The 24,541-nt window shown below is 62.8% G+C and carries 22 protein-coding genes, 1 tRNA gene and 1 riboswitch; of the genes, 15 read left to right on the top strand and 8 right to left on the bottom strand.

Going from position 1 to position 24,541, the window contains the following annotated elements:
• The first annotated feature begins 233 nt into the window (after positions 1-233).
• The 9 genes from A4R29_RS03820 to A4R29_RS03780 all read left to right on the top strand — a co-directional run bounded on the left by A4R29_RS03820 (position 234) and on the right by A4R29_RS03780 (position 8,833).
• The gene (locus A4R29_RS03820; protein ID WP_063171210.1) at positions 234-626 is read left to right on the top strand and encodes a hypothetical protein; all 393 of its coding nucleotides are present in this window, start codon (positions 234-236) and stop codon (positions 624-626) included.
• 40 nt (positions 627-666) lie between these two features.
• Complete coding sequence (locus A4R29_RS03815) at positions 667-1,341, top strand: response regulator (protein WP_063173550.1); 675 nt, start codon at positions 667-669, stop codon at positions 1,339-1,341.
• Entirely contained in the window at positions 1,338-2,837 is a 1,500-nt protein-coding gene (locus tag A4R29_RS03810; RefSeq protein ID WP_063171209.1) for a sensor histidine kinase, read from the top strand. The genes A4R29_RS03815 and A4R29_RS03810 overlap by 4 nt, the downstream gene beginning before the upstream one ends.
• Positions 2,838-2,917: 80 nt before the next feature.
• A complete protein-coding gene (locus A4R29_RS03805; protein ID WP_174299097.1) occupies positions 2,918-3,907 on the top strand; it encodes a glycosyltransferase in 990 nt (329 codons plus the stop codon).
• Positions 3,900-4,601, top strand: coding sequence for a class I SAM-dependent methyltransferase (locus tag A4R29_RS03800; RefSeq protein WP_013533626.1), 702 nt, complete (start codon positions 3,900-3,902; stop codon positions 4,599-4,601). The genes A4R29_RS03805 and A4R29_RS03800 overlap by 8 nt, the downstream gene beginning before the upstream one ends.
• Positions 4,579-5,046: a GtrA family protein gene (locus A4R29_RS03795; RefSeq protein WP_063170021.1), complete on the top strand. Its 468-nt coding sequence runs from the start codon at positions 4,579-4,581 to the stop codon at positions 5,044-5,046. The genes A4R29_RS03800 and A4R29_RS03795 overlap by 23 nt, the downstream gene beginning before the upstream one ends.
• A 40-nt stretch (positions 5,047-5,086) precedes the next feature.
• Entirely contained in the window at positions 5,087-6,568 is a 1,482-nt protein-coding gene (locus A4R29_RS03790; RefSeq protein WP_063171207.1) for a hypothetical protein, read from the top strand.
• 196 nt (positions 6,569-6,764) lie between these two features.
• Positions 6,765-8,678 carry an acyltransferase family protein gene (locus tag A4R29_RS03785; RefSeq protein WP_063171206.1) on the top strand — a complete coding sequence of 638 codons (1,914 nt, stop codon included), beginning with the start codon at positions 6,765-6,767 and terminating at the stop codon, positions 8,676-8,678.
• An 81-nt stretch (positions 8,679-8,759) separates the two neighbouring features.
• A tRNA-Gly gene (locus tag A4R29_RS03780) sits at positions 8,760-8,833 on the top strand.
• Between the two features lie 2 nt (positions 8,834-8,835).
• On the opposite strand, the gene A4R29_RS03775 is transcribed toward A4R29_RS03780, so the two are convergent.
• Positions 8,836-9,072, bottom strand: coding sequence for a hypothetical protein (locus tag A4R29_RS03775; protein WP_024503153.1), 237 nt, complete (start codon positions 9,070-9,072; stop codon positions 8,836-8,838).
• A 130-nt stretch (positions 9,073-9,202) separates the two neighbouring features.
• Positions 9,203-10,192, bottom strand: coding sequence for a LysR family transcriptional regulator (locus A4R29_RS03770; protein WP_027161714.1), 990 nt, complete (start codon positions 10,190-10,192; stop codon positions 9,203-9,205).
• Between the two features lie 311 nt (positions 10,193-10,503).
• Here A4R29_RS03770 and chvE point away from each other — a divergent pair, with 311 nt between their 5' ends.
• The 4 genes from chvE to araD1 all read left to right on the top strand — a co-directional run bounded on the left by chvE (position 10,504) and on the right by araD1 (position 15,811).
• Complete coding sequence (chvE, locus tag A4R29_RS03765) at positions 10,504-11,574, top strand: multiple monosaccharide ABC transporter substrate-binding protein (protein WP_027161715.1); 1,071 nt, start codon at positions 10,504-10,506, stop codon at positions 11,572-11,574.
• A 123-nt stretch (positions 11,575-11,697) separates the two neighbouring features.
• The gene (gene mmsA, locus A4R29_RS03760; protein WP_063171205.1) at positions 11,698-13,230 is read left to right on the top strand and encodes a multiple monosaccharide ABC transporter ATP-binding protein; all 1,533 of its coding nucleotides are present in this window, start codon (positions 11,698-11,700) and stop codon (positions 13,228-13,230) included.
• Positions 13,227-14,513 (top strand): multiple monosaccharide ABC transporter permease, encoded by a 1,287-nt coding sequence (gene mmsB, locus A4R29_RS03755; RefSeq protein WP_013533634.1) that lies wholly within the window; start codon positions 13,227-13,229, stop codon positions 14,511-14,513. The genes mmsA and mmsB overlap by 4 nt, the downstream gene beginning before the upstream one ends.
• Positions 14,514-14,818: 305 nt before the next feature.
• Positions 14,819-15,811 (top strand): AraD1 family protein, encoded by a 993-nt coding sequence (gene araD1, locus A4R29_RS03750; RefSeq protein WP_063173549.1) that lies wholly within the window; start codon positions 14,819-14,821, stop codon positions 15,809-15,811.
• 172 nt (positions 15,812-15,983) lie between these two features.
• Here the strand turns inward: araD1 and A4R29_RS03745 are convergent, their stop codons facing one another.
• Both A4R29_RS03745 and A4R29_RS03740 read right to left on the bottom strand, forming a co-directional pair.
• The gene (locus tag A4R29_RS03745) at positions 15,984-16,757 is read right to left on the bottom strand and encodes an ABC transporter substrate-binding protein (RefSeq protein ID WP_024503157.1); all 774 of its coding nucleotides are present in this window, start codon (positions 16,755-16,757) and stop codon (positions 15,984-15,986) included.
• 100 nt (positions 16,758-16,857) lie between these two features.
• Positions 16,858-17,952 (bottom strand): 2'-deoxycytidine 5'-triphosphate deaminase, encoded by a 1,095-nt coding sequence (locus tag A4R29_RS03740; protein WP_063171204.1) that lies wholly within the window; start codon positions 17,950-17,952, stop codon positions 16,858-16,860.
• A 74-nt stretch (positions 17,953-18,026) separates the two neighbouring features.
• Positions 18,027-18,104: riboswitch (SAM riboswitch) on the top strand.
• A gap of 57 nt (positions 18,105-18,161) precedes the next feature.
• Here A4R29_RS03740 and A4R29_RS03735 point away from each other — a divergent pair.
• Positions 18,162-19,349 carry an O-succinylhomoserine sulfhydrylase gene (locus tag A4R29_RS03735; RefSeq protein WP_063171203.1) on the top strand — a complete coding sequence of 396 codons (1,188 nt, stop codon included), beginning with the start codon at positions 18,162-18,164 and terminating at the stop codon, positions 19,347-19,349.
• Positions 19,350-19,356: 7 nt separating this feature from the next.
• Here A4R29_RS03735 and A4R29_RS03730 read toward each other — a convergent pair whose 3' ends face one another.
• Positions 19,357-20,508, bottom strand: a complete 1,152-nt coding sequence (locus A4R29_RS03730; RefSeq protein WP_063171202.1) for a ceramide glucosyltransferase — start codon at positions 20,506-20,508, stop codon at positions 19,357-19,359.
• A gap of 233 nt (positions 20,509-20,741) precedes the next feature.
• Here A4R29_RS03730 and apaG point away from each other — a divergent pair, with 233 nt between their 5' ends.
• On the top strand, positions 20,742-21,134 hold the full coding sequence (apaG, locus tag A4R29_RS03725; RefSeq protein ID WP_013533640.1) for a Co2+/Mg2+ efflux protein ApaG: 393 nt from the start codon (positions 20,742-20,744) through the stop codon (positions 21,132-21,134).
• A 47-nt stretch (positions 21,135-21,181) separates the two neighbouring features.
• Here apaG and A4R29_RS03720 read toward each other — a convergent pair whose 3' ends face one another.
• The 3 genes from A4R29_RS03720 to A4R29_RS03710 form a co-directional block, all read right to left on the bottom strand.
• A complete protein-coding gene (locus A4R29_RS03720; protein WP_013533641.1) occupies positions 21,182-22,213 on the bottom strand; it encodes an Hsp33 family molecular chaperone in 1,032 nt (343 codons plus the stop codon).
• Positions 22,214-22,323: 110 nt separating this feature from the next.
• Positions 22,324-23,235 (bottom strand): ornithine carbamoyltransferase, encoded by a 912-nt coding sequence (gene argF / locus A4R29_RS03715; protein ID WP_013533642.1) that lies wholly within the window; start codon positions 23,233-23,235, stop codon positions 22,324-22,326.
• A gap of 17 nt (positions 23,236-23,252) precedes the next feature.
• Positions 23,253-24,452 carry an aspartate aminotransferase family protein gene (locus tag A4R29_RS03710; RefSeq protein ID WP_063170013.1) on the bottom strand — a complete coding sequence of 400 codons (1,200 nt, stop codon included), beginning with the start codon at positions 24,450-24,452 and terminating at the stop codon, positions 23,253-23,255.
• Positions 24,453-24,541 lie beyond the last annotated feature (89 nt).

Here is a 24,541-nt window from a genome sequence, read left to right as displayed (position 1 = left end):
AATTGCTTTGCCTCCATCCGCACCGTCATCGACGCGTGTCGGCAGACCGCATTTGTGTGCCAGGTCCTGCGTAATGCCGATGCAATCTTCACACCCTAAAGCGCGTCGCATCGAAACGGATCATGCGGCCCGCTTCAGGTTTTGTTTTGTGCATGTCGTTGTCCCAAAACCGGGACCACTTTTGGGCGACATGCATTCGGTGCCGCGGATGACCTTGATGACGGGAATCGGATATGTCCAAACGCAGCGCAAACCATCTGGTGTGGATCTCCAAGGCGTTCTTCGTCGCCATCGTGCTGGCGCTGACGGGATGCGCCTCCGACATCATGAAGAACTACATCGGGCAACCGGTCGAATCGGTCATTCTGGACTACGGGCCGCCGACCGCCGTCGTTGATGTCGGCCGGGGCGAGCGGGCCTATCAATGGCGGAAAATATCCACCAATGCGGTTTCCGGAAGCTCCAGCGGCGAAGTTCGCCACACAAAACACGGAACCGTCTACGAAGAAACCGAAACGCCTGGCTATATCGAGCGCCAGGAATGCTTCTATACGTTCTATGCCCGCGCCTCGGGCGGCCGATGGTTCATCACCAATTTTCGTCAACCGAAGCTGGAATGCGAATGAATTGCCACAGCGTGCCGGCTGCCTGTGACGGAGAGTGCGCATGCGCATCCTGCTGATCGAGGACGAGCCGGAAATGGCCTCGGTGCTGAAGACCGCGCTCGAGCGCCAGGACATCATCGTCGACCATGCCGCGACACTGGCGGATGCCGAAGCCGTGGCGCGGCTCGGCCACCATGACGCGGTGGTGCTGGACCGCCGGCTGCCGGATGGCGATGGCCTCAGCCTGATCCCGCGCCTGCGGGCCCTGCATCTGGACGTGCCGGTGATCGCGCTGACCGCGCTCAGCGGGCTCGACGATCGCGTGGCGGGGCTCGATGCCGGCGCCGACGACTACATGGTCAAACCGTTCGCAACGGTGGAACTGGTTGCCAGGCTCAATGCCTTGCACCGGCGTTCGTTCACCACGCGTGCCAATCAGGTGATGGTCGGCCGCCTCACCTATGACTTCCGCCATCGCGAGGCGCTTGTCGAGGACCAGGCGCTGGAGCTTCCGCGGCGCGAGCGGCTGGTGCTCGAAACGCTCATCCGCAGGCCGGGCCGGACGATCATGCGCGGGGCGCTGGAAGAAGCCGTCTATGCTCTCGACGACGAGATCGGCTCCAATGCACTGGATGCGCATATTTCGCGGCTGCGCCGCAAGCTCGACGACGTCACTGCCGGCATCGAGATCAGGGCGATCCGCAACCTCGGTTATCTCTTGCGGGCAGCCTCGTGAAGAAGGCGCGCGCGCGATCGCTGCAATGGGTGCTGGTGCGGCGGATGATCCTGTTGCAGGCGGCGACGCTTCTTGTCTTCATCGTGCTGTGCGCGGCCGCGCTGTGGATCGCCGATCCACGGCTTCTTGTCGACAACGAGGCTGCCGTCGCCGCCCTCAAGGATGCCGTCGATCGTGACGGCAACGGCAAATTGATCGTCCATGAGACCGATGGGTTGCGTTCGTTTCGTGAGGGTTTCCCAAATGTCTGGTACATCATCCGCGACAACAACGGCCAGAGCATCCGCTTCGGCAGCATACCCGACGTCTACACCAGGAATTTTGGCGATCTGCTGGGCCAGGCCGATCACGCCACCATCGGATTTTCCGAAGATGATTTGAGGCCGGAGGCCTACCTCGAAAAAGTTTCGACCAAGGCTGGCACGGTTCAGATCATTGCCGCGACGCGATCGTCGCGGGAAGAGACCGACGGCCTCGAAGTCACCATTTCGGCCACCATCGACGTCGCCAAGAACCCGGACGGCAGCAGGAACTGGGAGAAGGCGCTTCCCGCTCTCGCGGCCATCATCGTCATCCTGCTGCTGCCGATCGTCCTCGTCATGGGAGCCACGACCCTGGTGACGACGCCAGCCGTCGTGCGCCGGTCGTTTGCCGGCCTCGTCGACACCGTCCAGCAGGCCGCGCGCATCGACATCGGCACCCGTGCGATGCAACTGCCGGTCAAGAATGTGCCGCAGGAGATCGCGCCGCTGGTGCATGCCTTCAACCAGACGCTGGCGCGCCTCGCCCAGGGCTATGACCGGCACAACCGCTTCCTCACCGACGCGGCGCACGAACTGCGCACGCCGATCGCCATCCTGCGCACGCGCGCCGAATTGCTGAAGCAGGAACCGCAAAGCGCGCGCCTGCTGCATGACATCGAGCGCCTGTCGCATCTTGCGCAACAGCTGCTCGACCACCAGCTGCTCGACCGCCCGGCGGACCAGCGCCAGATCATAGACCTCTGCGATCTTGTCGGCCGGGTCGCCGCCGACTTCGCCCCGCTCGCCATCGAAGCAGGCTACGATCTTGCCTTCGAGCCGCCAGCCAACAAGGTCCATGTCGAGATCAACGTGCTGCAGATCGAGCGGGCGCTGGCAAATCTCGTGCGCAATGCCATCGATCATGGCGGCGGTTCCGGCACGATCACCATAGCGATCGATGAAAACGGCGGCGTCGAAATCCGCGACGAAGGCCCAGGCATTCCAGCCGATGAGCACGAGAACGTTTTCGAGCCCTTCTACCGACTGCGGCCGCAATCGCGCGGCGCGGGCCTGGGATTGAACCTTGCCCGGCAGATCGCACTGCTGCACGAAGGCTCCATCCGGATATTGGCCGGCTCCTGGCAAGGCGCCCGCATCCGCATGGAATTGCCGGTTCGGGCGGTGGCCGCGTGCGGCAGAAATGATGGCCGGCCCACGGTTGCGGCCGATCCCGCTGGCTTATCTGTTTTCTAACCAATTGCCGCTATTCCCAATCGGATAGCGGGAGCAAGGCTTTGGTGGAGACGGAGAGAAACACCGCGCGACGCGGCGTCATGCTGTCGGTGGTCATCCCATGCTACAACGAGCTGGATGGCGTGGCCGAACTGCATCGGCGGGTAACGGCCGCATGCCTTGGGCAAGGCCCTTCCTACGAGATCGTCCTTGTCGTCGATGGCGCGACCGACGGTACGCGCGAGGCCATTCTGCAGCTGGCCGAAAAGGACGACCATATCGTCGCCATCGACCTTGCCCGCAATTACGGCCACCAGATCGCGTTGAGCGCCGGGCTCGAATTCTGTCGCGGCCAGCGCATTCTCATTCTCGATGCCGACCTGCAGGATCCGCCTGAACTGCTCGGCGCGATGATAACGAAGATGAACGAAGGCTTCGATGTGGTTTACGGCCAGAGGCTGACGCGCGATGGCGAAAGCTGGTTCAAGCTCGCCTCCGCGTCCATGTTCTATCGCTTGCTGCGCCGGATGGTGGACGTCGACATAGCCCCGAATACCGGTGATTTCCGGCTGATGAACCGGCGCGCGCTCGACCATCTGAACGCGATGCCAGAACGCTACAGGTTCATTCGCGGCATGGTGAGCTGGATCGGGCTGAGACAGGTGGCTTTCCCCTATGAGCGGCACCGCCGCTTTGCCGGCACCACCCACTATCCGCTGAAGAAAATGCTTCTCCTGGCGATCGACGCGATGACCAGCTTCTCCATCGTGCCCTTGCGCTTCGCCTCGCTGCTCGGAATGGCATTCGGGCTCCTGGGGCTGGTCGTGCTCGGCTACACGCTGCTCGAATGGTCGGTCGGAAACGTGTTGCCCGGCTGGACCAGCCTTGCCGCGATCGTGCTGATCCTCGGCAGCGTCCAGCTTATGGTGCTCGGAATCTTCGGCGAGTATCTCGGGCGCATGTACATGGAGACAAAGCGGCGGCCGCTCTACTTCGTCAACGAGATCGTTTCGCGCAGCCAGGCAGTGGAGGACGGCGAATTGCCGGTCCATCGCCTGCAGGAGATGGCGAAAAGAGCCGCGCGTGGTTGAGGCGGAATTCGACCAGTTTGCGCGGGAATATCAGGAGCAGCATGCCGCAAGCATAAGGCTGAGCGGCGAAAACCCGGATTTCTTCGCCAGGTACAAGATCGACGACGTCGCCGCGACGCTGCGGCGGGCCGGTGTCAAACCGCGACGAATACTGGATTTCGGCGCCGGCGTCGGCAATTCGCTCGGCCATATGCGCAACGCGTTTCCCGACGCGGAGATCACCTTGCTCGATCCTTCGCGGGAATCGCTCGACATCGCCAGCAAGCGCTTTCCCGGCCAGGCCGCCTTCACGCATTTCGACGGCAAGACAATTCCCTTTGCCGACGGCAGCTTCGACCTGGCCTTCGCGGCCTGCGTCTTCCACCATATCCCCGAGAACCTGCAGATCGGACTGTTCGCCGAGATCGGCAGGGTGCTGGCCTATGGCGGCAGCTTCTTCGTCTTCGAACACAATCCTTGGAACCCGCTGACCACGCACGCGGTGAGGAACTGTGCCTTCGACGAAAACGCGGTTTTGATAAATTCGCGCGAGATGCGCGGGCGCATGGCCGAGGCGGGCCTTGCCAATACGAGGATCGTCTACCGGATTTTCTTTCCTCGGATGCTTGCGAGACTGAGGCCGTTCGAGCGCTTCCTCACCAAGGTACCTGTCGGAGCCCAATATTTTGCGCATGTGGTCAAGCCTGCCGTTTGACTTCCCGAGGATGCTGCGATTTGGCGCCGTCGGTCTGTTGAACACGGCGCTGGGATACGCGGTCATTCTGGCCGGGCTTGCGCTGGGTCTGGGCGACATCCTTGCCAACGCCACGGGCTATGCCGCCGGCCTTGTCCTCGGCTTCTTCCTCAACCGCCAATGGACCTTCAGCAGAGCCGATGGCTTCAAGCCCGGGACCGCGCTGCGCTATGGGGGTGTCTTTCTGGTCGCCTACAGCATCAATCTGGCCGTCGTAATCGCCGCCCGTTCAGCAGGCATCGTCGAAAACCCGCTGGTCCACCTCGCGGGAATCTGCGTCTATTCGGTTGTTTTCTATCTTGGCTCGGCTCGCTTCGTGTTTGTGGGGCGTGGGGACGACAGCACCGACCGCACAGTTCGGGTGGCCGACAAGCCTCGGCGGCAGCCCGCCAATCCAACACCTTGAACACCCAACTGTCACCGGAACCGATTAGAGGCGGCGCAGCATGAACGACGCTCAGGCCAGTGCGGCGGCCGCGACATACAACGAGCGGAGCAGGCTGATCTTCTGCCTGCTCGCGGCCTTGGCGATGGCGGGTGCGTTGGGTGCCCAGGCAGGCGCCACCCTGCAGGATCCCGACAGCTGGTGGCAAGTGAAGGTCGGTCTGGATTTCCTGACTAACCGGACATTTCCGACCGTCGATCCCTATTCCTACACGTTTGCCGGCCAGCCCTGGATTGCCAAGGAATGGCTGGGGCAGGTCCTGCTGGCTCTTGCCTACCGGGCGGGCGGCTGGAACGGGGTCGTCACCGCGATCATCGCCTCGATCTCACTGACGGTTTTCCTGATGGGGTGGTTTCTCAGCGCATGGCTGAAGCCGATCCTGGCGATTACACTGGCGTTCGCCGCGGTGTTCCTGATCAACCCGATCTTCACGGCGCGTCCGCATGTCTTCACCTTCCCGATCATCGTCATCTGGACAGCGGTCCTCTTCGGTGCGGCAAGGGAAGAACGGGCGCCGCCCTGGTGGCTGCTTGTGCTGGTCGTATTATGGGCGAACCTGCACGCCACCTTCACCTTGAGCTTCGTCATCGCGGCTTTCGCCGGTCTCGATCTGCTGGCGCGCACGGGCCTGTCGAAACCGTCCCTGCTGGCGAAGTGGATCGCGTTCGGCCTGCTTTGCCCGCTGGTGAGCCTGATCCACCCCTACGGCGTCCAGGCCATCCTCGCGACGCTCGCCGTGGCCTACGGCAATGAGGCGGTGTCGCTGATCATGGAATGGAAACCGTTCAGTCAGCCGGACAGTCCTGTCCAGGAAGCGGCGATGCTGCTGGCGCTTTTCGGGCTTCTGGTGTCCCGGTTGCGAATTGGCTGGGCCAAGGCGTTGTTCGTCGTCTTCACCCTGCATGTCTATCTCGCCCATGTGCGCTTCATGTATCTGTTCTTCCTGCTGATTCCGCTGGTGATGGCGGCCGAGGTCGCACAGCAATATCACTCGCTTTCAGCCACCGCATGGCTGGCCGAAAAGCGCGACGGGCTGGAGAGATTCTTAGCCAGACGGTTCTACGCCATCTGCGGCACGGCAGCCGTTCTGCTGATCGGCGGGATCGCCGTGCTCGGCAGCGCCTATCAGGTCGCGCCGAGCCCGAAGACATCGGCCAGCGGGGCGCTGGCCTTCGCGCAAAGCCATCATCTGTCCGGCAATGTGTTGAATTCCTACAATTTCGGCGGCACGCTGATTTTCCATGGGTTCAAGACCTATATCGACGGACGGACGGACCAGCTGTTCCTGGGCGGCTTCACAAAGAGCGACAACGACACCGGACGCGGAGACGGCAAGCCGCTCCTCGAAGCCCGCCTGAAGAAATACGCAATAGATTGGGCGCTGCTGTCGGCCGACGACAGCCGGATTCCCTTCTTCGACCAGTTGGGCTGGAAACGGGCCTACTCGGACGATTACGCGGTAATCTATCTGCCCGGCGCCTGATCCTGTGCGTTCCTGGCGGATTTCGCGACAGCCAATATATGCCTTGACACCCATGTTGCAGCGCAGCAAAATTGCTGCCTGAGGGTAAGCCTGTGAGACCGACGAGCCGGGATTTTCAGCACGACCGAAGGCATCGCCGCATGAGCGTGTCGGGTGCGGCCGCACGGATCATGGTGGTCGCGCGCGAGCCGGCCGGATGAACTACCGGCGCGACATCGACGGCCTGCGGGCCGTTGCGGTGCTGCCCGTCGTGCTCTTCCATTTCGGCGTGTCCGCCATTCCTGGCGGCTTCACCGGTGTCGACATCTTCTTCGTCATATCGGGCTATCTGATCAGCGGCAGCCTGCTCGATGATCTTGAGCGGGGCCAGTTCTCGATCGGCCGCTTCTACTGGCGCCGCGCCCGGCGCATCCTGCCGGCGCTGACCTTCGTCATCCTGCTCGCGAGCATTGCCGCCTGGTTCATCCTTCTGCCTTCGGATCTCCACGAATTCAGCCTTAGCGTGATCGCCGCCGCGACCTTCTGGTCGAATATCTATTTCTGGAGAACGACGAACTATTTCTCCATCGACGCAGAACTGCGGCCGCTCCTGCACACATGGTCGCTTTCGGTGGAAGAGCAGTATTATATCTTCGCGCCGATCCTGCTTTATCTGATCCACCGATACGTCTCGAAGCGCTGGCTGACGGTACTTCTGCCGATGGCCGTCGGCAGCTTTGCCCTGGCAGTCATAGCAACCTCGCTGGCACCGACGGCAGGCTTCTATCTCTTGCCGACGCGCATATGGGAGCTGGCGCTGGGCGCCATGCTGATGTTGCGGAAGCCTCCGGTCCTAGCCGGTCGGCTGGCGGTGGAACTGATCGGCCTCGCCGGCTTTGCCCTGATTGCGTTTGGCTTTGTGATGATTTCGGACAGCGATCCGTTTCCCGGCTACAATGCCCTATTCCCCTGCATCGGAACAGCACTGCTGATCTATGCTGGCCAGGATAACGCCGACAGGCCGGCACCTGTCGCCACTCGCGTGCTTCGGTTGGCGCCGCTGGTCTGGGTCGGCCTGATTTCCTATTCGCTTTACCTCGTCCACTGGCCAATCAACTCGTTCGTCCATTATCTCTCGCTGAAGACCGTCGGTGTGCCAACGATTGTCGCGATGACGGTGGCCAGTTTCGCCTTGGCGGCATTCTCCTGGAAATATGTCGAGCAGCCCTTCCGCCAGAAACGAGCCTATACCGCACCGCTGCCTATCTTCGCTTTTTCGGCGACGGCCATCGCGCTGCTGTGCGCCGGTGGTTTGGCCGGTGCACTGGGCAACGGTTTCCCGCAACGGTTCCCGGACTTCTCGACCGAACGTATCCGGGTCGGCGACTGGCGCAACGGCATCTGCTTCAACGAAAACGGGACCCGCATCGAAGACTGGAATCTCGCCGACTGCACCCGTACAACGGGCTTTGCCACCAATGTGCTGCTGTGGGGCGATTCTTTCGCTGCCCATTATGTATCGGGACTTGAGCCCAACGCCCAGAAAATCCAGGCCAATGTCATCCAATACACCTATGCCGGCTGTCCGCCCGACCTGACCTATTTTTCCTATGCTCGGCCCGCCTGCACCCGCTTCAACGAACGGGCCTTGTCGATCATTCGCGACGCAAACATCCAGGCGGTGATCCTGAGCGGCCGATGGACCGACTACCAGGCCAGGGGCTTCGACGGCCTGCAGAAGACGATCGACCGGCTTCGCGAGATGGGGGTCAAGATCTATACCGTCGGTCAGTCTCCGGAATTCATCGCCGACGTCCAGAAGATCGCTTTTTTCGTGAAGCGGGAGCATGCCGCAACCACATCCTGGCCCATGGCTATGGATCCGGGCATCAACGCACGGGTTCTGCCGTTCACCAAAGGGGCCGATTTCATAGATCCGCTGACGTATCTGTGCGACTCGGCCGGTTGTTCATACGCCGACGCCAAGACCAATGAATTTCTCTACTTCGACTATGGCCACTTCTCTTCCGCCGGCGCGACGCTGGCCATCTCGAAATACTGGCCAAGTTTCGCCACCAGCGACAAGGCCGCGAAGGCAAACCGGCAATTCACGGCCGCAGGCGCGCCGTGATCCGCAGCACGACGGCGTCGTGCCGAAACGGACCGCTTTGCGATTGCCCGAAGGCCAACCCTCATGCTAACGAGGGCGCACGCGGGTATGATGTAATGGTAGCTTGTCAGCTTCCCAAGCTGAACGCGCGGGTTCGATTCCCGCTACCCGCTCCAGTCTAAGGCGTCAGAACCATTTCAGCGCCTGCCTGTTCGTCGAACACAACCGAGCAGCCTCTCGCCAGCGCCACCGTTGCGAGGGCGTTTGCCGCCGCGTCATCCGATGAAACGAAATCGCCGGTCAACACCCGCAATTCTTCCACGCCTTCAGCCATGGACACGAAATTGCCGACCGATCGATCGTGCTTGCAGGCCTCGATCACGCAAAGCAGGTCGATGATTTCGAAGCTGCGCATGTTCAGCCTCCAGAAGAAATCGTCCCTTGCAAGATCATGAACGCATCGGCGGGAAATAATGTTCCCAGTGCGCTTTCGCTGGCCTCGGCCTGGCGGCGCTTTCGCCGGAGAAGCTTACCTGATCCAGCCATCATCCCACTTCCCTCAGAATGAAGTCGTGCAGCATCTTGGCGGCCGGCGACAGCGCGCGATTCCTCACCGTGATCAGGCTGTAGGGCCTGACCTCGATGTCGAATTCGGTCTGGACGACGTCGATGGCGCCGGCCAGCCCGTCAGGGTTCTGGATGAATTTCGCCACCTGGACAGAGACCGGTGCGATGGCATCGGATTGCGCGACCATGACCAGGGTCAGGAGCAGCGAACTGGTGTTCAGGATACGGTCCGGCAAAGCGATGTTGCGGTTGAGGAAGTTGCTCTCCATCGCCTGGCGCAAGGGCGAGCCGCCAGACTGGAAGACCCAGTCATAGGCGGCGGTGTCTTCCAGCCGCACCACGCTGCCCCTGGTGAGCGGGTGGCCACGGCGCACGATCAGGCAGGCCTTCTCGACGCCGATGACGCGCGACTCGAACAGCCGCGGATTGAGGTCGTCCGGGATGCGCGCGATGATGAAGTCATGGCGCGTGGCGATCAGCTCGCGTGCCAGCACATTGGAGGTCTCGACCTGCATGGTGATCTCGATGCGCGGATAGATGCGGCGGATTTCACGAATTGCCGGCACCGCCAGCTCGATTGCCGGCGCGGTCACGGCACCCAGGAAAACCGAACCACCCTTGCCCGCCTTGAGCTCGGAAATCTCGCGGTCGACCTCGCGCATCTCCAGCAGGATCGAGCGCGCGCGCCTGGCCAAAGCCTTGCCGTATGGCGTCAAGGTGATGCCGCGCGGCAGCCTCTCGCACAGCTTGACCTCCAGCACCGCCTCCATCTCCGCGATCATGCGCGAGGCCGCCGGCTGCGAAATGTTCAGAACCTGGGCTGCCGCGCTGACCCGGCCATGGTCGTCGAGCGCGACGATCATGCGCATGTGACGCAGACTGAGACCGCTGCGCAGCAGGGTTTCGCCATCGCCCGGTGCTTCTCTGTAACCATCTGAAGCTGTTGTCGGATTCGCTGGCCGCGCCATCGCTTTCCCTGCCTTCTGCTCGTGTACGACCGACATCGGGGTCAGCCCGTCACGTCGCAATACATATACCAACCATGATATAGCAACCATCAAAGATCGCATTTGACAGTTATGGCAAAGACCCACACCCTCCGCGCGTTCCAAGACGTGACGGTCGCCGACGAGAAAAATCGTATCGATTGAATCAGCGTCTCGGGGCCATGGGAGGATACCGGAGATCGATATGACGGCAGCGGTGCCTTGGCGCTTCTGCACGATTGCGCGGCCCGCGACCCCCGGGGTGCCGCGTCCATCAAACAGGGAGAGTTAAAGTGAAAATCATCAAGACACTGGCCGCCGTCGCGGCCCTTGGCATCGCTGCCATGACCTACTCGGCGCACGCAGCCGACAAGGGTCTCGTCGGCGTGCTGATGCCGACCAAGACCTCGCAGCGCTGGATCAATGACGGCGATGCCGTCAAGTCCCAGCTCGAGGCTCTCGGCTACACCGTCGACCTGCAATACGCGCAGGACGACATCCCCAACCAGCTCAGCCAGCTGGAAAACGAAATCACCAAAGGCCCGAAGGCGCTGATCATCGCCTCGATCGACGGGACCACCCTGTCGGATGCTCTGCAGAAGGCCGCTGACGCGGGCGTCGTCGTCGTCGCCTATGACCGCCTGATCAAGAAGACCGCCAATGTCGACTACTACACCACCTTCGACAATTTCGGCGTCGGCGTGATCCAGGCGAATTCGCTGGTCAAGGGCCTCAAGGAACGCTTCCCGAACACCAAGCCGTGGAACGTCGAACTGTTCGGCGGCTCGCCCGACGACAACAACGCCTTCTTCTTCTACAATGGCGCCATCTCCGTCCTGCAGCCGCTGATCGATGACGGCTCGATCAAGATCAAGTCCGGCCAGACCGGCATGGACAAGGTCGGCACGCTGCGTTGGCTCGCCGCCACCGCCCAGGCACGCATGGACAATCTGCTGTCGGCCAACTATTCGGACGGCAGCCGCGTCGATGGCGTTCTTTCGCCCTATGACGGCCTGTCGCGCGGCATCACCGCCTCGCTGCGCGCCGTCGGCTACGGCACCGAAGCTCAGCCTTGGCCAATCGTGACCGGTCAGGACGCCGAGACCGCTTCGGTCAAGCTGATCATCTCGGGCGAGCAGTACTCGACCGTGTTCAAGGACACCCGCGAACTGGCCAAGGCCACCGTCGAGCTCGTCGACAAGGTGCTCTCGGGCGGCAAGCCGGACGGACTCGATGAAAAGACCTACAACAACGACGTCAAGGTCGTTCCCTCGATCCTGTTGACGCCGCATGAAGTCGACAAGTCGAACTACCAGGCGCTGGTCGTCGACTCCGGCTACATCAAGGCCGACGAACTGAAGTAATCCCGGTTACAAAGTCAGGGGGTCCTGCGCAACGCAGGGCCCCTTTTCGTTCACCAGCGAGCCCGGTATTGTCACCGACCTCGCCGGCAATGTTTGCCGAGCTCTCAAGGAGCGGTAGTCCCCATGGACCCGACGATTTTGGAGATGCGCGACATCACCAAGACGTTTCCCGGCGTGAAGGCGCTGTCGAACGTCAACCTCAGCGTCGAGGAAGGCGAGATCCACGCCGTGGTCGGCGAAAACGGCGCCGGCAAGTCGACACTGATGAAGGTGCTGTCGGGCGTGTATCCCTCCGGCACCTATGACGGCCAGATCATCTTCCAAGGCCAGGAATGCCAGTTCAAGGGCATCCAGGACAGCGAACACAAGGGTATCGTCATCATCCACCAGGAGCTAGCGCTGGTGCCGATGCTGTCGATCGCCGAAAACATCTTCCTCGGCAACGAGCACGCGAAATTCGGCGTCATCGACTGGGACGCCAACGAGGAGCGCACCAGTGCGCTGTTGAAGAAGGTGGGCCTCAAGGAGGACCCCAAGACGCTGATCACCAATATCGGCGTCGGCAAGCAGCAGCTGGTCGAGATCGCCAAGGCGCTGAGCAAGGAGGTCAAGCTCCTGATCCTCGACGAGCCGACGGCATCGCTCAGCGAAAAGGACAGCCAGGCGCTGCTTGACCTGCTGCTCGAATTCAAGCGGCAAGGCATGACCTCGATCCTGATCTCGCACAAGCTCAACGAGATCAACCGGGTCGCCGACAAGGTGACGGTGATCCGTGACGGGCGCACCATCGAGACGCTAGCCAAGAAGGACATCTCCGAGGACCGCATCATCACCTCGATGGTCGGTCGTTCCCTTGACGACCGCTATCCGCCGCGCGAGCCTGATATCGGCGAGATCGTGTTCGAGGTGAAGAACTGGTCGGTCTATCACCCGCTCCATGCCGAGCGGCAGGTGATCAAGGGTATCGACATCAATGTGCGCAAGGGCGAAGTGGTGGGCATTGCCGGGCTGATGGGCGCCGGCCGCACCGAATTCGCCATGAGCCTGTTCGGCCGCTCCTACGGCCGCCGCATCACAGGCGAGGTGCTGCTCAAGGGCAAGCCGATCGATGTGTCCTCGGTAAGCAAGGCGGTCCAACACGGCATCGCCTACGTCACCGAGGATCGCAAGACCTACGGGCTCAACCTCATCGACCATATCAAGCACAACATCACGCTGGCCAATCTCGGCGGCGTGGCCCGCCACAGCGTGATCGACGACATGCGCGAGCTCGCCGTTGCCAACGACTATCGCAAGAAGACCAATATCCGCGCTTCCAGCGTCTATCAGTTGACCGGCAATCTTTCCGGCGGCAACCAGCAGAAGGTGGTGCTGTCGAAATGGCTGTTCGCCGACCCGGACGTGCTGATCCTCGACGAGCCGACACGCGGCATCGATGTCGGCGCCAAGTACGAAATCTACACGATCATCGCGCGACTCGCCTCGGAGGGTAAGGCGATCGTGGTCATCTCGTCGGAAATGCCGGAATTGCTCGGCATCACCGACCGCATCTACGTCATGAACGAAGGGCGCATCGTGGGCGAAATGCCCGCCGCGGAAGCAAGCCAGGAAAAAATAATGCGCGCCATCGTTCGTGGAGAAGGAAAAGCAGCATGAGCACCGAAAGCGCCCCCGCCCCGCACGGCAATGTCGCCGAAGAGCAGCGCCCACGCATCGCCGTCTCGGCGCTGGCGACGAACCTGCGCGAATACGGCCTGATCATCGCGCTGATCGTCATCATGCTGTTCTTCCAGTTCACCACGTCGGGAACGCTGTTCAAGCCGGTGAACCTGAGCAACCTGGTGCAGCAGAACTCGTTCATCATCGTGATGGCGCTGGGCATGCTGCTGGTGATCGTTTCCGGCTATATCGACCTCAGCGTCGGATCGGTCGCCGGTTTCATCGGCGCGCTGGCGGCAAACATGATGGTCATCTGGCAACTTGGACCGCTCAGCAATCCGCTGGTGGTTTCGATCATCTGCCTCGTCGTGGGCGGCCTGATCGGGGCGGCGCAAGGCTACTGGATCGCCTATCACAGAATACCGAGCTTCATCGTGACACTGGCCGGCATGCTGATCTTCCGCGGCATCTGCCAGGCGCTGCTGGGCGGCGGATCCTCGGTCGGTCCGCTTCCCGACGACTTCAAAATGCTCAGCTCGGGCTTCATCCCGGATGTCATCGGCCCGCTGACGCTGATCCCGCCGACGGTGAACGCGGCCGGCAAGACCATCATGGGCAGCGGCCTGACGCTGCACATGACGACGATCGTGCTGGGCCTGATCGCCGTGCTGGCCTATGCCTATTTCGGGGTGAGGACGCGTCGCAAGCGCGAACGCCATGGCTATGAGGCCGAGCCCTTTGCCCTGTTCGTCGTCAAGACGCTGGTCGCCAGCGCCCTGGCGCTGTTCCTGGTCTATGAGTTCGCCAGCTACAGAGGCCTGCCGGTCGTGCTGCTCGTCATGGGCGTGCTGATCTCGCTGTTCGTCTTCGTCACCAAGCGCATGACCATCGGCCGCCGTATCTACGCCATGGGCGGCAATGCCAAGGCCGCGCAGCTGTCAGGCATCAACACCGAGCGGCTGACGCTGATGGTGTTCATCAATATGGGCGTGCTGTCGGCGCTCGGCGGCCTGATCATCGCGGCGCGACTGGGACAGGCGGTGCCGGCCGCGGGCCTCGGCAGCGAGCTCGACGTCATCGCCGCCGTCTTCATCGGCGGCGCCTCGGCGATGGGCGGCGTCGGCCAGGTCATCGGCGCGGTGGTCGGCGGCTTCATCATGGGCGTGATGAACAACGGCATGTCGATCATGGGCGTCAATGTCGACTGGCAGCAGGTGGTCAAAGGCCTGGTGCTGCTCGGCGCCGTGATCTTCGACGTCTACAACAAGAACAAGGCTTGAACGGACTTAAGAGCAATTCCAGGAAAAGTGTGAAACGGTTTTCCGCCCGGAATTGCGCCAAGACAATGAGTTAGAGCGGTTCGCCGTTTCCGTGAAACGGTGAACTGCTCTGGTCGAGGAAAGCAGGAGGCATACGATCGCGACGCTGCCGGCAACCCGCCGGTAACAGAAGTCCCTGAGGGACCAGGCCCGCGAGCGCAATCCGAACTGAGAATTTAAACCGTGGCATGGACGAGGTCCCGGCCGCGCTGAGCAAGGTTTGCCGTTTTGGCAGCCCTGCCAAGGCAAATGAGAGAGGATTCATCATGCTGATCTCCCAGATCCTTGACGACGCCGAGACCATCCGCGTCGTCGCCCGCAATGGCGGCAAGACCCGGATCATCAATGGCGCCCGCAGCGTCTATTCGCTGGCGATGGAGGCCGCCCGCACCGGCGTCGGCCTCGTCACGCTGATCGAACGCAAGGGGCTTGGCGAGACGGTCGATCTCGAGGCCGCTTACAAGAAGGGGCGGCTGCTGTCGCCGATCAATCACCCCGATCCGGCGCATCTGCACCTGACCGGCACCGGGCTGACGCATCTCGGCTCCGCCGCGACGCGCGATTCCATGCACAAGAAGCTGAGCGCCGACGGCGAGGAGCAGCTCACCGATTCCATGAAGATGTTCCGCATGGGGCTGGAGGGCGGCAAGCCGGCGAAAGGCCAGATCGGCGTGCAGCCGGAATGGTTCTACAAAGGCAACGGCACGATGGCGGTGGCACCAGGCGCCGCACTCCTGTCACCGGCCTTTGCCAAGGACGCCGGCGAAGAGCCCGAAGTCGCCGGCATCTATGTCATCGGCGACGACGGCGCACCTTTCCGCGTCGGCTTCACGCTGTCGAACGAGTTTTCCGACCACGTCACCGAGCGCGTGAACTATCTGTTCCTCGCGCATTCCAAGCTGCGCAACGCCTCGTTCGGGCCGGAGATCCTGATCGGCGACCTGCCGTCCGACATCCGCGGCACCTCGCGCATCGTGCGCGACAGCGAGGTGCTGTGGGAAAAGCCGTTCCTGTCCGGCGAAGCGAACATGTCGCACACCATCGCCAATCTCGAACATCATCATTTCAAATACGCGGCTTTTCGCCAGCCGGGTGACGTGCATGTGCACATGTTCGGCACGGCGACGCTGTCCTTCGCCGACGGCATCACGACCGAGGCCGGCGATGTCTTCGAGATCGAGGCCGGGGATTTCGGCCTGCCGCTACGCAACCCGCTCGAGATCGAGCAGCCGGTGAAGGTGGCTGTGAAGGCGCTTTGAGAGCGCGCCTTTTCCTTCTCCCCAAGTGGGAGGTGGATCGGCGCGTTAGCGCCGAGACGGATGAGGGGTGTTCCAGCGGAGTGAAACGTTGGCGTTCCCTGGAACACCCCTCATCCGTCGCCTCCGGCGACACCTTCTCCCACAAGGGGAGAAGGAAAAAGGCGCCTCTGCCTCAATAAATATCGAAGTCGAAATACTTGGCCTGGATCTTCTTGTAGGTGCCGTCGGCAACGATCGCGTCGATGGCCGCGTTGAGCTTGTCGCGCAGGGCCGTGTCGTCCAGGCGCACGGCGATGCCGGCCTGGGTCTCGGTGCCCTTGACGTCGCCGACCAGCTTGCAGCAGCCGTCGCTTGCTTTCTTCAGCCAGTCCATCAGCACGAACTTGTCCGAGATCACGGCGTCAAGACGACCGTTGGTCAGGTCGGTGATCGCCTCTTCCTGGGTGGGATAGAGTTTGGCCTCCGCGCCCGCCTTGCCATATTCATTCTGGGCATAGTCGGCCTGCGTGGTCGAAGCCTGGGCACCGACCGTCTTGCCGGCAAGGGCCGCCGGTTCGGTCGAGGTGAGATCGGTGTCCTTCGGCGCCACCAGAGCCAGCGGTGTCGTATAATATTTGTTGGTGAAGGCGACCTGCTTCTTGCGCTCCTCGGTGATGCTCATCGAGGCGATGATGGCGTCGAATTTCTTGGCCTGCAAAGCGGGAATGATGCCGTCCCAGTCCTGGGTAACGATCTCGCATTCGACCTTCATCTGCGCGCACAGCGCATTGGCGATGTCGATGTCGAAGCCTTCGACCTTGCCGTCGGCGGTAATGGTGTTGAACGGCGGATAGGCGCCCTCGGTGCCGATCTTGATTTTTTCGGCTGCCTGCACCGACAGAGAGCCGGCCAGTGTTGCCAGCATGGCAGCGCCCGCCGCCGATATGACCCATTTCGAAAATCGCATTTTCTTGGTTCCCCTTGAACGCCGCCAGCTTGACGGGCGGCAAGGCAGCCAAGCATGCCGAACCGGCACAGGCAAGTATTTTGCCTTGGGGCAATGAGTGTCAGCGCGCGGCGCGGAAATGCTTGGACAGCTTCAGGCCCTGCGCCTGGTAGTTGGAGCCGAGATCGGTGCCGTAGAGTGCCTGCGGCCGCTTCAGCATATGCTCGTAGACCAGCCGGCCGACGATCTGGCCGTGGTCGAGGATGAACGGCACTTCATGGCTGCGCACTTCCAGCACCGCCCGGCTGCCGGTGCCGCCGGACGCGGAATGGCCGAAGCCCGGATCGAAGAAGCCGGCATAATGGACGCGGAATTCGCCGACCAGCGGATCGAAGGGCGTCATCTCGGCGGCGTAGAGCGGCGGCACATGCACCGCCTCCTGGCTGACGAGGATGTAGAATTCATCGGGGTCGAGCACCAGTTCGCCGGCGCCGCTCTTGTGGATCGGTTCCCAGAAGTCGACGACTTCCTGGGCCGCGCGCTTGTCGACATCGACGAGGCCGGTGTGATGCTTGCCGCGATAGCCGACCAAGCCGCTTTGATCGCCGTTGAGGTCGATCGACAGCGCGATGCCGCCGCCGGAAATGTTCGGCGGCTCGGTGGCGACCAGCATCTGCGTGCGATGCAGGTCGTGCAACTCGGCTTCCGAGAGCAGCGCATTGCCGATGCGGAAACGGATCTGCGACAGGCGCGACCCGGTGCGGACGACGATCGGGAAGGTGCGCGGGCTGACTTCCAGAAAGAGCGGGCCATGATAGCCGGCGGCGATCTTGTCGAACTCGTGGCCGCGATCGGTCATGACGCGGGTGAAGATGTCGAGCCGCCCGGTCGAGCTCTTCGGATTGGCCGAGGCTGAAATGTCCGCCGGCAGCGCCAGGCTTTCAAGCAGGGGCACGATATAGACGCAGCCGGTCTCCAGCACCGCGCCCTCGGCCAGGTTGATCTCGTGCAGCTGCAGCCGGTCGAGCTTTTCCGAGACCTTGTGATTGGGGCCGGGCAGGAAGGAGGCGCGCACCCGCCAGGCCTTGTCGCCGAGCCTGAGATCGAGGCTGGCCGGCTGGATCTGGTCGGCATCGAGCGCACGCGCCGAATTCAGCGCGCCGGACTGGAACAGCGCCGATATGTCCTGGTCGGGAAGAATGCCTGTCTGCCGCAAGGCTCCACTCCTGCTTGGTACAAACCTCTTAATGAAGCCGGCAATTGACGCAAGCGCGGTGCGGGTCTAAAGGGTCGTTATCCCGTGGTGATTTGGCCGGTCGGCTTGCAGCCACGTTAAACAAGTCGCTAAAGGACCGTCGGGCCGCAAGGCCGTATGGACCGGTTGCGACTTTCGCGGCCGGTTTTTTTGTGTCTGGAAGAAAAGCGATGAGCACCAAGAAGCGCAACTGGAAGCCTCAGACGGCACTCGTGCACAGCGGAACGCTGCGTTCCGGTTTCGGCGAAACGTCAGAAGCGATCTATCTCACCCAAGGCTATGTCTACGAAACGGCGCAGGCCGCCGAAGCCCGTTTCAAGGGCGAGGAGCCGGGTTTCATCTATTCGCGCTACGCCAACCCGACCGTCGACATGTTCGAGAAGCGCATGTGCGCGCTGGAAGGTGCGGAAGACGCGCGCGCCACCGCGTCGGGCATGGCCGCGGTGACGGCCGCCCTTCTGTGCAGCGCCAAGGCCGGCGACCATATCGTGGCGGCACGCGCGCTGTTCGGCTCCTGCCGCTGGGTGGTCGAGACGCTGGCGCCGAGATACGGCATCGAGGCGACGCTGGTCGACGGCACCGACATCGCCAACTGGGAAAAGGCGGTCAAGCCGAACACCAAGCTGTTCTTCCTGGAAAGCCCGACCAATCCGACGCTGGAAGTGGTCGATATCGCCGCTGTCGCTTCGCTTGCCAATTCGATCGGCGCCAGGCTGATCGTCGACAATGTCTTCGCCACGCCCCTGCAGCAGAAGCCCTTGCAGCTCGGCGCCCATGTCGTCGTCTATTCGGCGACCAAGCACATAGACGGCCAGGGGCGCTGTCTCGGCGGCGTCATCCTGTCGGACAAGAAGTGGATCGACGAGAACCTGCACGACTATTTCCGCCATACCGGCCCAAGCCTTTCGCCTTTCAACGCCTGGACGCTGCTGAAGGGCCTGGAAACGCTGCCGCTGCGCGTACGCCAGCAGACGGAAAGTGCCGGCCGGATCGCCGATTTTCTGGCCGAACGGCCGGAAATCGCGCGCGTCATCTATCCCGGCCGCGCCGACCATCCGCAGGCCGACATCGTCAAGAAGCAGATGTCGGGCGGCTCGACGCTGATCTGCCTGGACGTCAAGGGCGGCAAGCAGGCGGCCTTCGCCTTGCAGAACGCGCTCGAGATCGTCCTGATCTCCAACAATCTCGGTGACGCCAAGAGCCTGATCACCCACCCGGCGACGACGACGCACAAGAATCTCAGCGACGAGGCGCGCGCCGAGCTCGGCATCGGGCCGGGCACGCTCAGGCTGTCGGTTGGCCTGGAGGATGCCGACGATCTGCTCGAGGACATCGCGCAGGCGCTGAAGGCCAGGTAGGAGGCTTTCAGGCGCCGGACGGCGTCTCTTCCAGCTCGGCCGTCTTGGTGCCGATGGTCATCGCATTGCCGCGCCAGTCGACGGCGCCGCCGAGCCAGCCGCGCCCCCACATCGCCGGCAGGATCAGGTCGCGCGCCATGATCGCGGCGACCATGCGTGGCGACAGGTACCAGCCCTTGGACCAGGCCAGGGCGCACTCCGGAAGATAGAAGGCCGCCAGCACGGCAAGGGCGGTTGCCCAGAGGCTGAAGCCGGCGCTTGCCGCCGCAAGCAACGCAAGCACCAGCGGCACCACGGCGCCGGTCAGGATTTCGGGTGCGAAGAACAGCGGGAAAGTGACGCGGCGCAGGCGCGCCCAACGGGCCTGACGCGACCAGATGTCGTCAAACGAGCGCCGGCCAAGCGGCTGCTCGAAGGGGGCGGCGACGAGATTGACGCGCAGGCCGAGACTGTTCACCAGCTTGGTCGCAGCGGCATCCTCGGCAATCTCGGCGGCCAGCGCGCGGATGCCGCCATTGGCGTCGAGCATCGGCTTGTTCCAGAGCATGCTCTTGCCCTGGGCAAAGCCGAGGCCGAGCGCCTCGCCGGCATACTGCCAGCGCGCCTGCAGCGTGTTGAGGAAAGCGCATTCGACCTCGGCCCAGAAGCCGGCCGGCCGCGAGCCGATCGGCGTCGAGCAGACAAGGCCGGTGCCGGGCCGCCAGGCAGCCATCAGGTGCTGGATGTAGTCCCTCGGCATCAGCACGTTGGAATCGGCCAGGACGACCCAGTCGTGCCGCGCCGCTTCCCAGCCCTTGACGCAATTGTTGAGTTTCGGATTGGCGCTGATGCGGTCGTCGCCGACAAGCAGCCGGGCCGGCACTTTCGGAAACCGGACGATCGTCCGGTTTATCAATTTGACCACCGGATCGTCGGCATGGGCGACGCAGAAAATCAGCTCATAGCGCGGCCAGTCGAGCGAGAAGGCGCGCTCCAGCGTCTCCTGCGTGAACGGCTCGACGCCGCGCGACGGCACGACGATCGACACCGGCCGCGGCTTGCCGGCCGGCGGCGCAATGGTGCGACGCCGTCTCAGACGCGACGCGGCGAGCACGATGCTGGCGAGATTCGAGAGGATGAGGACGGTTGAAAGCGTGGCGGCTATGAGAGTGAGTTGCATCGAGATCCGGTCACTCCAGGAAAACCGGTCCGCAAGATGGCCGGTTTCAACAGTTCAACAGAGCGCCCGAGTCGCGCGTCACCAGTCCGCGCACACCATCATTGTCATATGTCACTTAAATGACATTCTTTGTCGGCACCTGCCCGCGAGGTCGGCCAGAGGAGGCTTCGATCGGTTGACCTAACCGCACGGAGCGCCGAAAGTTCCGCTGGAACCGTTTTTTGGAGCCGCTTATGTATAGCGCCGTCACGCGCAACATCGAAGTGCAGGTCAGGCCGTTCTATCTGGAGGACCGTTCGGATCCCTCTGAGAACCGCTATGTCTGGGGCTATCAGATAACGATCGACAATCAGTCGGACGATTTCGTGCAGCTTCTGTCGCGCTATTGGCACATCACCGACGGCACCGGCCGGGTCGAGGAAGTGCGCGGCCCCGGCGTGGTCGGCGACCAGCCCGAACTCAATCCCGGCGACAGCTACCAGTACACGTCCGGTTGCCCGCTCTCGACACCGTCCGGCATCATGGTCGGGCATTACACGATGCGCAACAAGCGGGGCGAGACGTTCGACATCGCCATTCCGGCGTTTTCGCTGGACTTGCCGGGGACGCGGCGGACGGTGAATTGATTTCGCCTCACCGGCCGCGGAGCGACCGGTGAGGCGTGGTTTCTACTCTACTGGGCCGCGAATTCCGCCGGGTCGAAATCATATTGCTTCGAACAGAATTCGCAGGCGACGTGGATGCCGCCGTCCTCGGTGCTGTCCTTGATCTCCTGGGCGGAAAAACCCTCGAGGATGCCGCGGATCTTGTCCCTGGAGCACGAGCACTGGTCGGCGACCGGAACGCCGCCGAAGACGCGCACGCCATGCTCGTGGAACAGCCGGTAGAGCAGCCGCTCGGCGCCGATCGTCGGGTCGATGAGTTCGGTCGGCTCGATGGTGCCGAGCAGAGCCAGCAACTCCTGCCAGGAATTGTCGACCGGATCGTGGATCTCCTCACGCGGATCGCCATCGCCGCCCGGCAGGTCCGGGACGCGCATGCGCTCGGGCGACTGCGGCAGGAACTGCGCCAGGATACCGCCGGCGCGCCATTGCTCGCGGGCGCCGCCGGGACCGGGCGTCAAAAGCTTGGCCACCGACAGCCTGATATCCGTCGGGATCTGCTCCGACTGACGGAAATAGGTGCGTGCCGCGTCTTCCAGGGTCTCGCCATCGAGCTGGACGATACCCTGATAGCGCTGCGTATGGGCGCCCTGGTCGATGGTCAGCGCCAGCACGCCACTGCCGAGCAGCGTCTGCTGGGAGGTTTCGCCCGCCGCGACCAGCGCTTCCAGCCGGTCGGCATCGAAACGCGCATAGGCGCGCAGCGCCGAGGGCGTGGAAAAATCCGCAACCAGCATGTCGACGGGCCCGTCGGTGCGGGTCTGCAGGATGAACTTGCCCTCGAACTTCAGCGAAGTGCCGAGCAGCACGGTCAGCACACAGGCCTCCGCCAGCAGGCGGGCGACCGGCTCGGGATAATCGTGGCGGCTGAGGATGGCGTCCAGCATCGGCCCGAGTTGGACCGTGCGGCCGCGCACGTCGAGAGGGCCGACCTCGAACGGCACGACGTGATCGTCGCCGGCATAGCCGAATTCGCCGAGTTTGGGGTGATGTTCAGTCACTTGATAGGTTTCCAACATGACAAAGCTCCAGGGCGCGGCCATGCCGCCCTCCGGGGCGCATGCGTCGAAACGCGCTTGATTTGCGTGATGCGGCGCAAATAGGCATCACACGCCCGCAGATCAAGCTCCCAGGGATCAAGCGCCCAGACACCTCAAGCGCCTAGACACCAGGCAAGCACGGCCTTCTGGGCATGGAGCCGGTTCTCGGCTTCGTCGAAGACCACCGAATGCGGTCCGTCGATAACCTCGTCTGTCACTTCCTCGCCGCGATGCGCCGGCAGGCAATGCATGAACAGCGCGTCCGGCTTGGCTCTCGCCATCAGCTTGGCATTGACCTGGTAGGGCGAGAACACATTGTGGCCGCGGGCGCGATGCTCCTGGCCCATCGACACCCAGCAATCGGTGACGATGCAGTCGGCCTGGTCGACGGCTTCCTCGGGCGAGCGGGTGAAGTGCAGCTTGCCGCCATGCGCCTGCGACCAGTCGATATGCTTCTGCGCCGGCTCGCTGCCTTCGGGAACGGCGACGTTGAGGTTGAAGCGGAACCGGGCCGAGGCCTCGAGCAGGGAATGCAGCACATTGTTGCCGTCGCCGGTCCAGGCGATGGTCTTGCCGGCTACCGGACCGCGATGTTCCTCGAAGGTCATGATATCGGCCATCAGCTGGCAGGGATGGGTATCGTCGGTCAGTCCGTTGATCACCGGCACGGTGGCGTTCTCGGTCAATTCCAGCAGCCGCTCATGCGAGGTGGTGCGGATCATGATCGCATCGACATAGCGCGACAGCACCTTGGCGGTGTCGGCGATGGTCTCGGAACGGCCGAGCTGCATCTCGGTGCCGGTCAGCATGATGGTCTCGCCGCCGAGCTGCCGCATGCCGACGTCGAAGGAGACGCGCGTGCGCGTCGACGGCTTGTCGAAGATCATCGCCAGCACCTTGCCTTCGAGCGGTTTGGTGCGCTCGCCGGCCTTGAGCCGCGCCTTTCGCACCACCGCGTCGTCCAGCATCAAGCGCAGGTCGCCTTCGGAAACGGTGGAAAGATCGGTGAAATGGCGAACTGACATCAGCAATGATTCCGGGATTACTTCGCCGCGGCGGAAGCGATCGCCTCCGCCAGGCCCTTGGCGCCGGCGCGGATGCGGTTGAGCGCGTCATGGATCTCGGCGTCGGTGACGGTGAGCGGCGGCAACAGGCGAATGACGTTGTCGCCGGCCGGAACCGTCAACAGGTGCTGGTCGCGCAAGGCCATGTTCACCTTGGTGTTGGGCATGGCGCATTTGAGGCCGAGCATCAGCCCGGCACCCCTGATGTCCTCGATGATTTCGGGAAACTCGTCGGCGACCGACGCCAGACCCTGCTTCATCAGCAGCGCCTTGCGCTGGACATCTTCGAGGAAGCCGTCTTCCAGCACGACATCGAGCACGGCGTTGCCGACCGCCATGGCAAGCGGGTTGCCGCCGAACGTGGTGCCATGCACGCCGGCGGTCATGCCGACCGCCGCTTCATCCGTGGCAAGGCAGGCGCCCATCGGGAAGCCGCCGCCGATACCCTTGGCAATCGCCATGATGTCGGGCGTTACACCCGACCATTCATGTGCGAACAGCTTGCCGGTGCGGCCGATGCCGCACTGGACCTCGTCGTAGATCAACAGCAGGCCGTGCTGCTCGCACAATTGCCTGAGCCGCTTCAGCGACTGCGTCGGCACCGGGCGGATACCGCCCTCGCCCTGCACCGGCTCGATCAGGATCGCGGCCGTCTCCGGCGTGATCGCCTTTTCGGCGGCGTCAATGTCGTCGAAGCCAACCTGGTCGAAACCTTCGACCTTGGGGCCGAAGCCCTCGAGATACTTGTACTGGCCGCCAGCCGCGATGGTCGCCAGCGTGCGGCCATGGAAGGCGCCTTCGAAGGTGATGATGCGGAAGCGCTCGGGATGGCCTTTGACGAAATGGTAGCGCCGCGCCGTCTTGATCGCGCATTCCAGCGCCTCGGCGCCGGAATTGGTGAAGAACACCTTGTCGGCGAAGGTGGCGTCGGCCAGCCGTTCGCCAAGCCGGCTCTGCCCGGGGATCTCGTAGAGGTTGGAGACATGCCACAGCTTGGCTGCCTGCTCGGTGAGTGCGGCGACCAGGTGCGGATGGCTGTGGCCCAGCGAATTGACGGCGATGCCGCCGGCGAAATCGAGATATCGCTCGCCCTTGTCGGTAATCAGCCATGTGCCTTCCCCGTGGTCAAAGGCCAGGGGTGCGCGAGCAAAGGTCTCGTAAAGCGCCGAACCGCTCATTATATGCGTCTCCGGTACCGGAAAATCAAAAAAGCCGCCAAAGCGGCGGCCTGTGCGGCTTATCCTGTTTTTCGGCCATGAAGTCAACG

It is taken from the genome of Mesorhizobium ciceri biovar biserrulae, from assembly GCF_001618845.1.
In the GTDB taxonomy this organism is placed as follows: domain Bacteria; phylum Pseudomonadota; class Alphaproteobacteria; order Rhizobiales; family Rhizobiaceae; genus Mesorhizobium; species Mesorhizobium ciceri.
The sequence above is the reverse complement of the archived record's forward strand: the minus strand, read 5'-3'. Positions and strand labels throughout refer to the sequence as shown.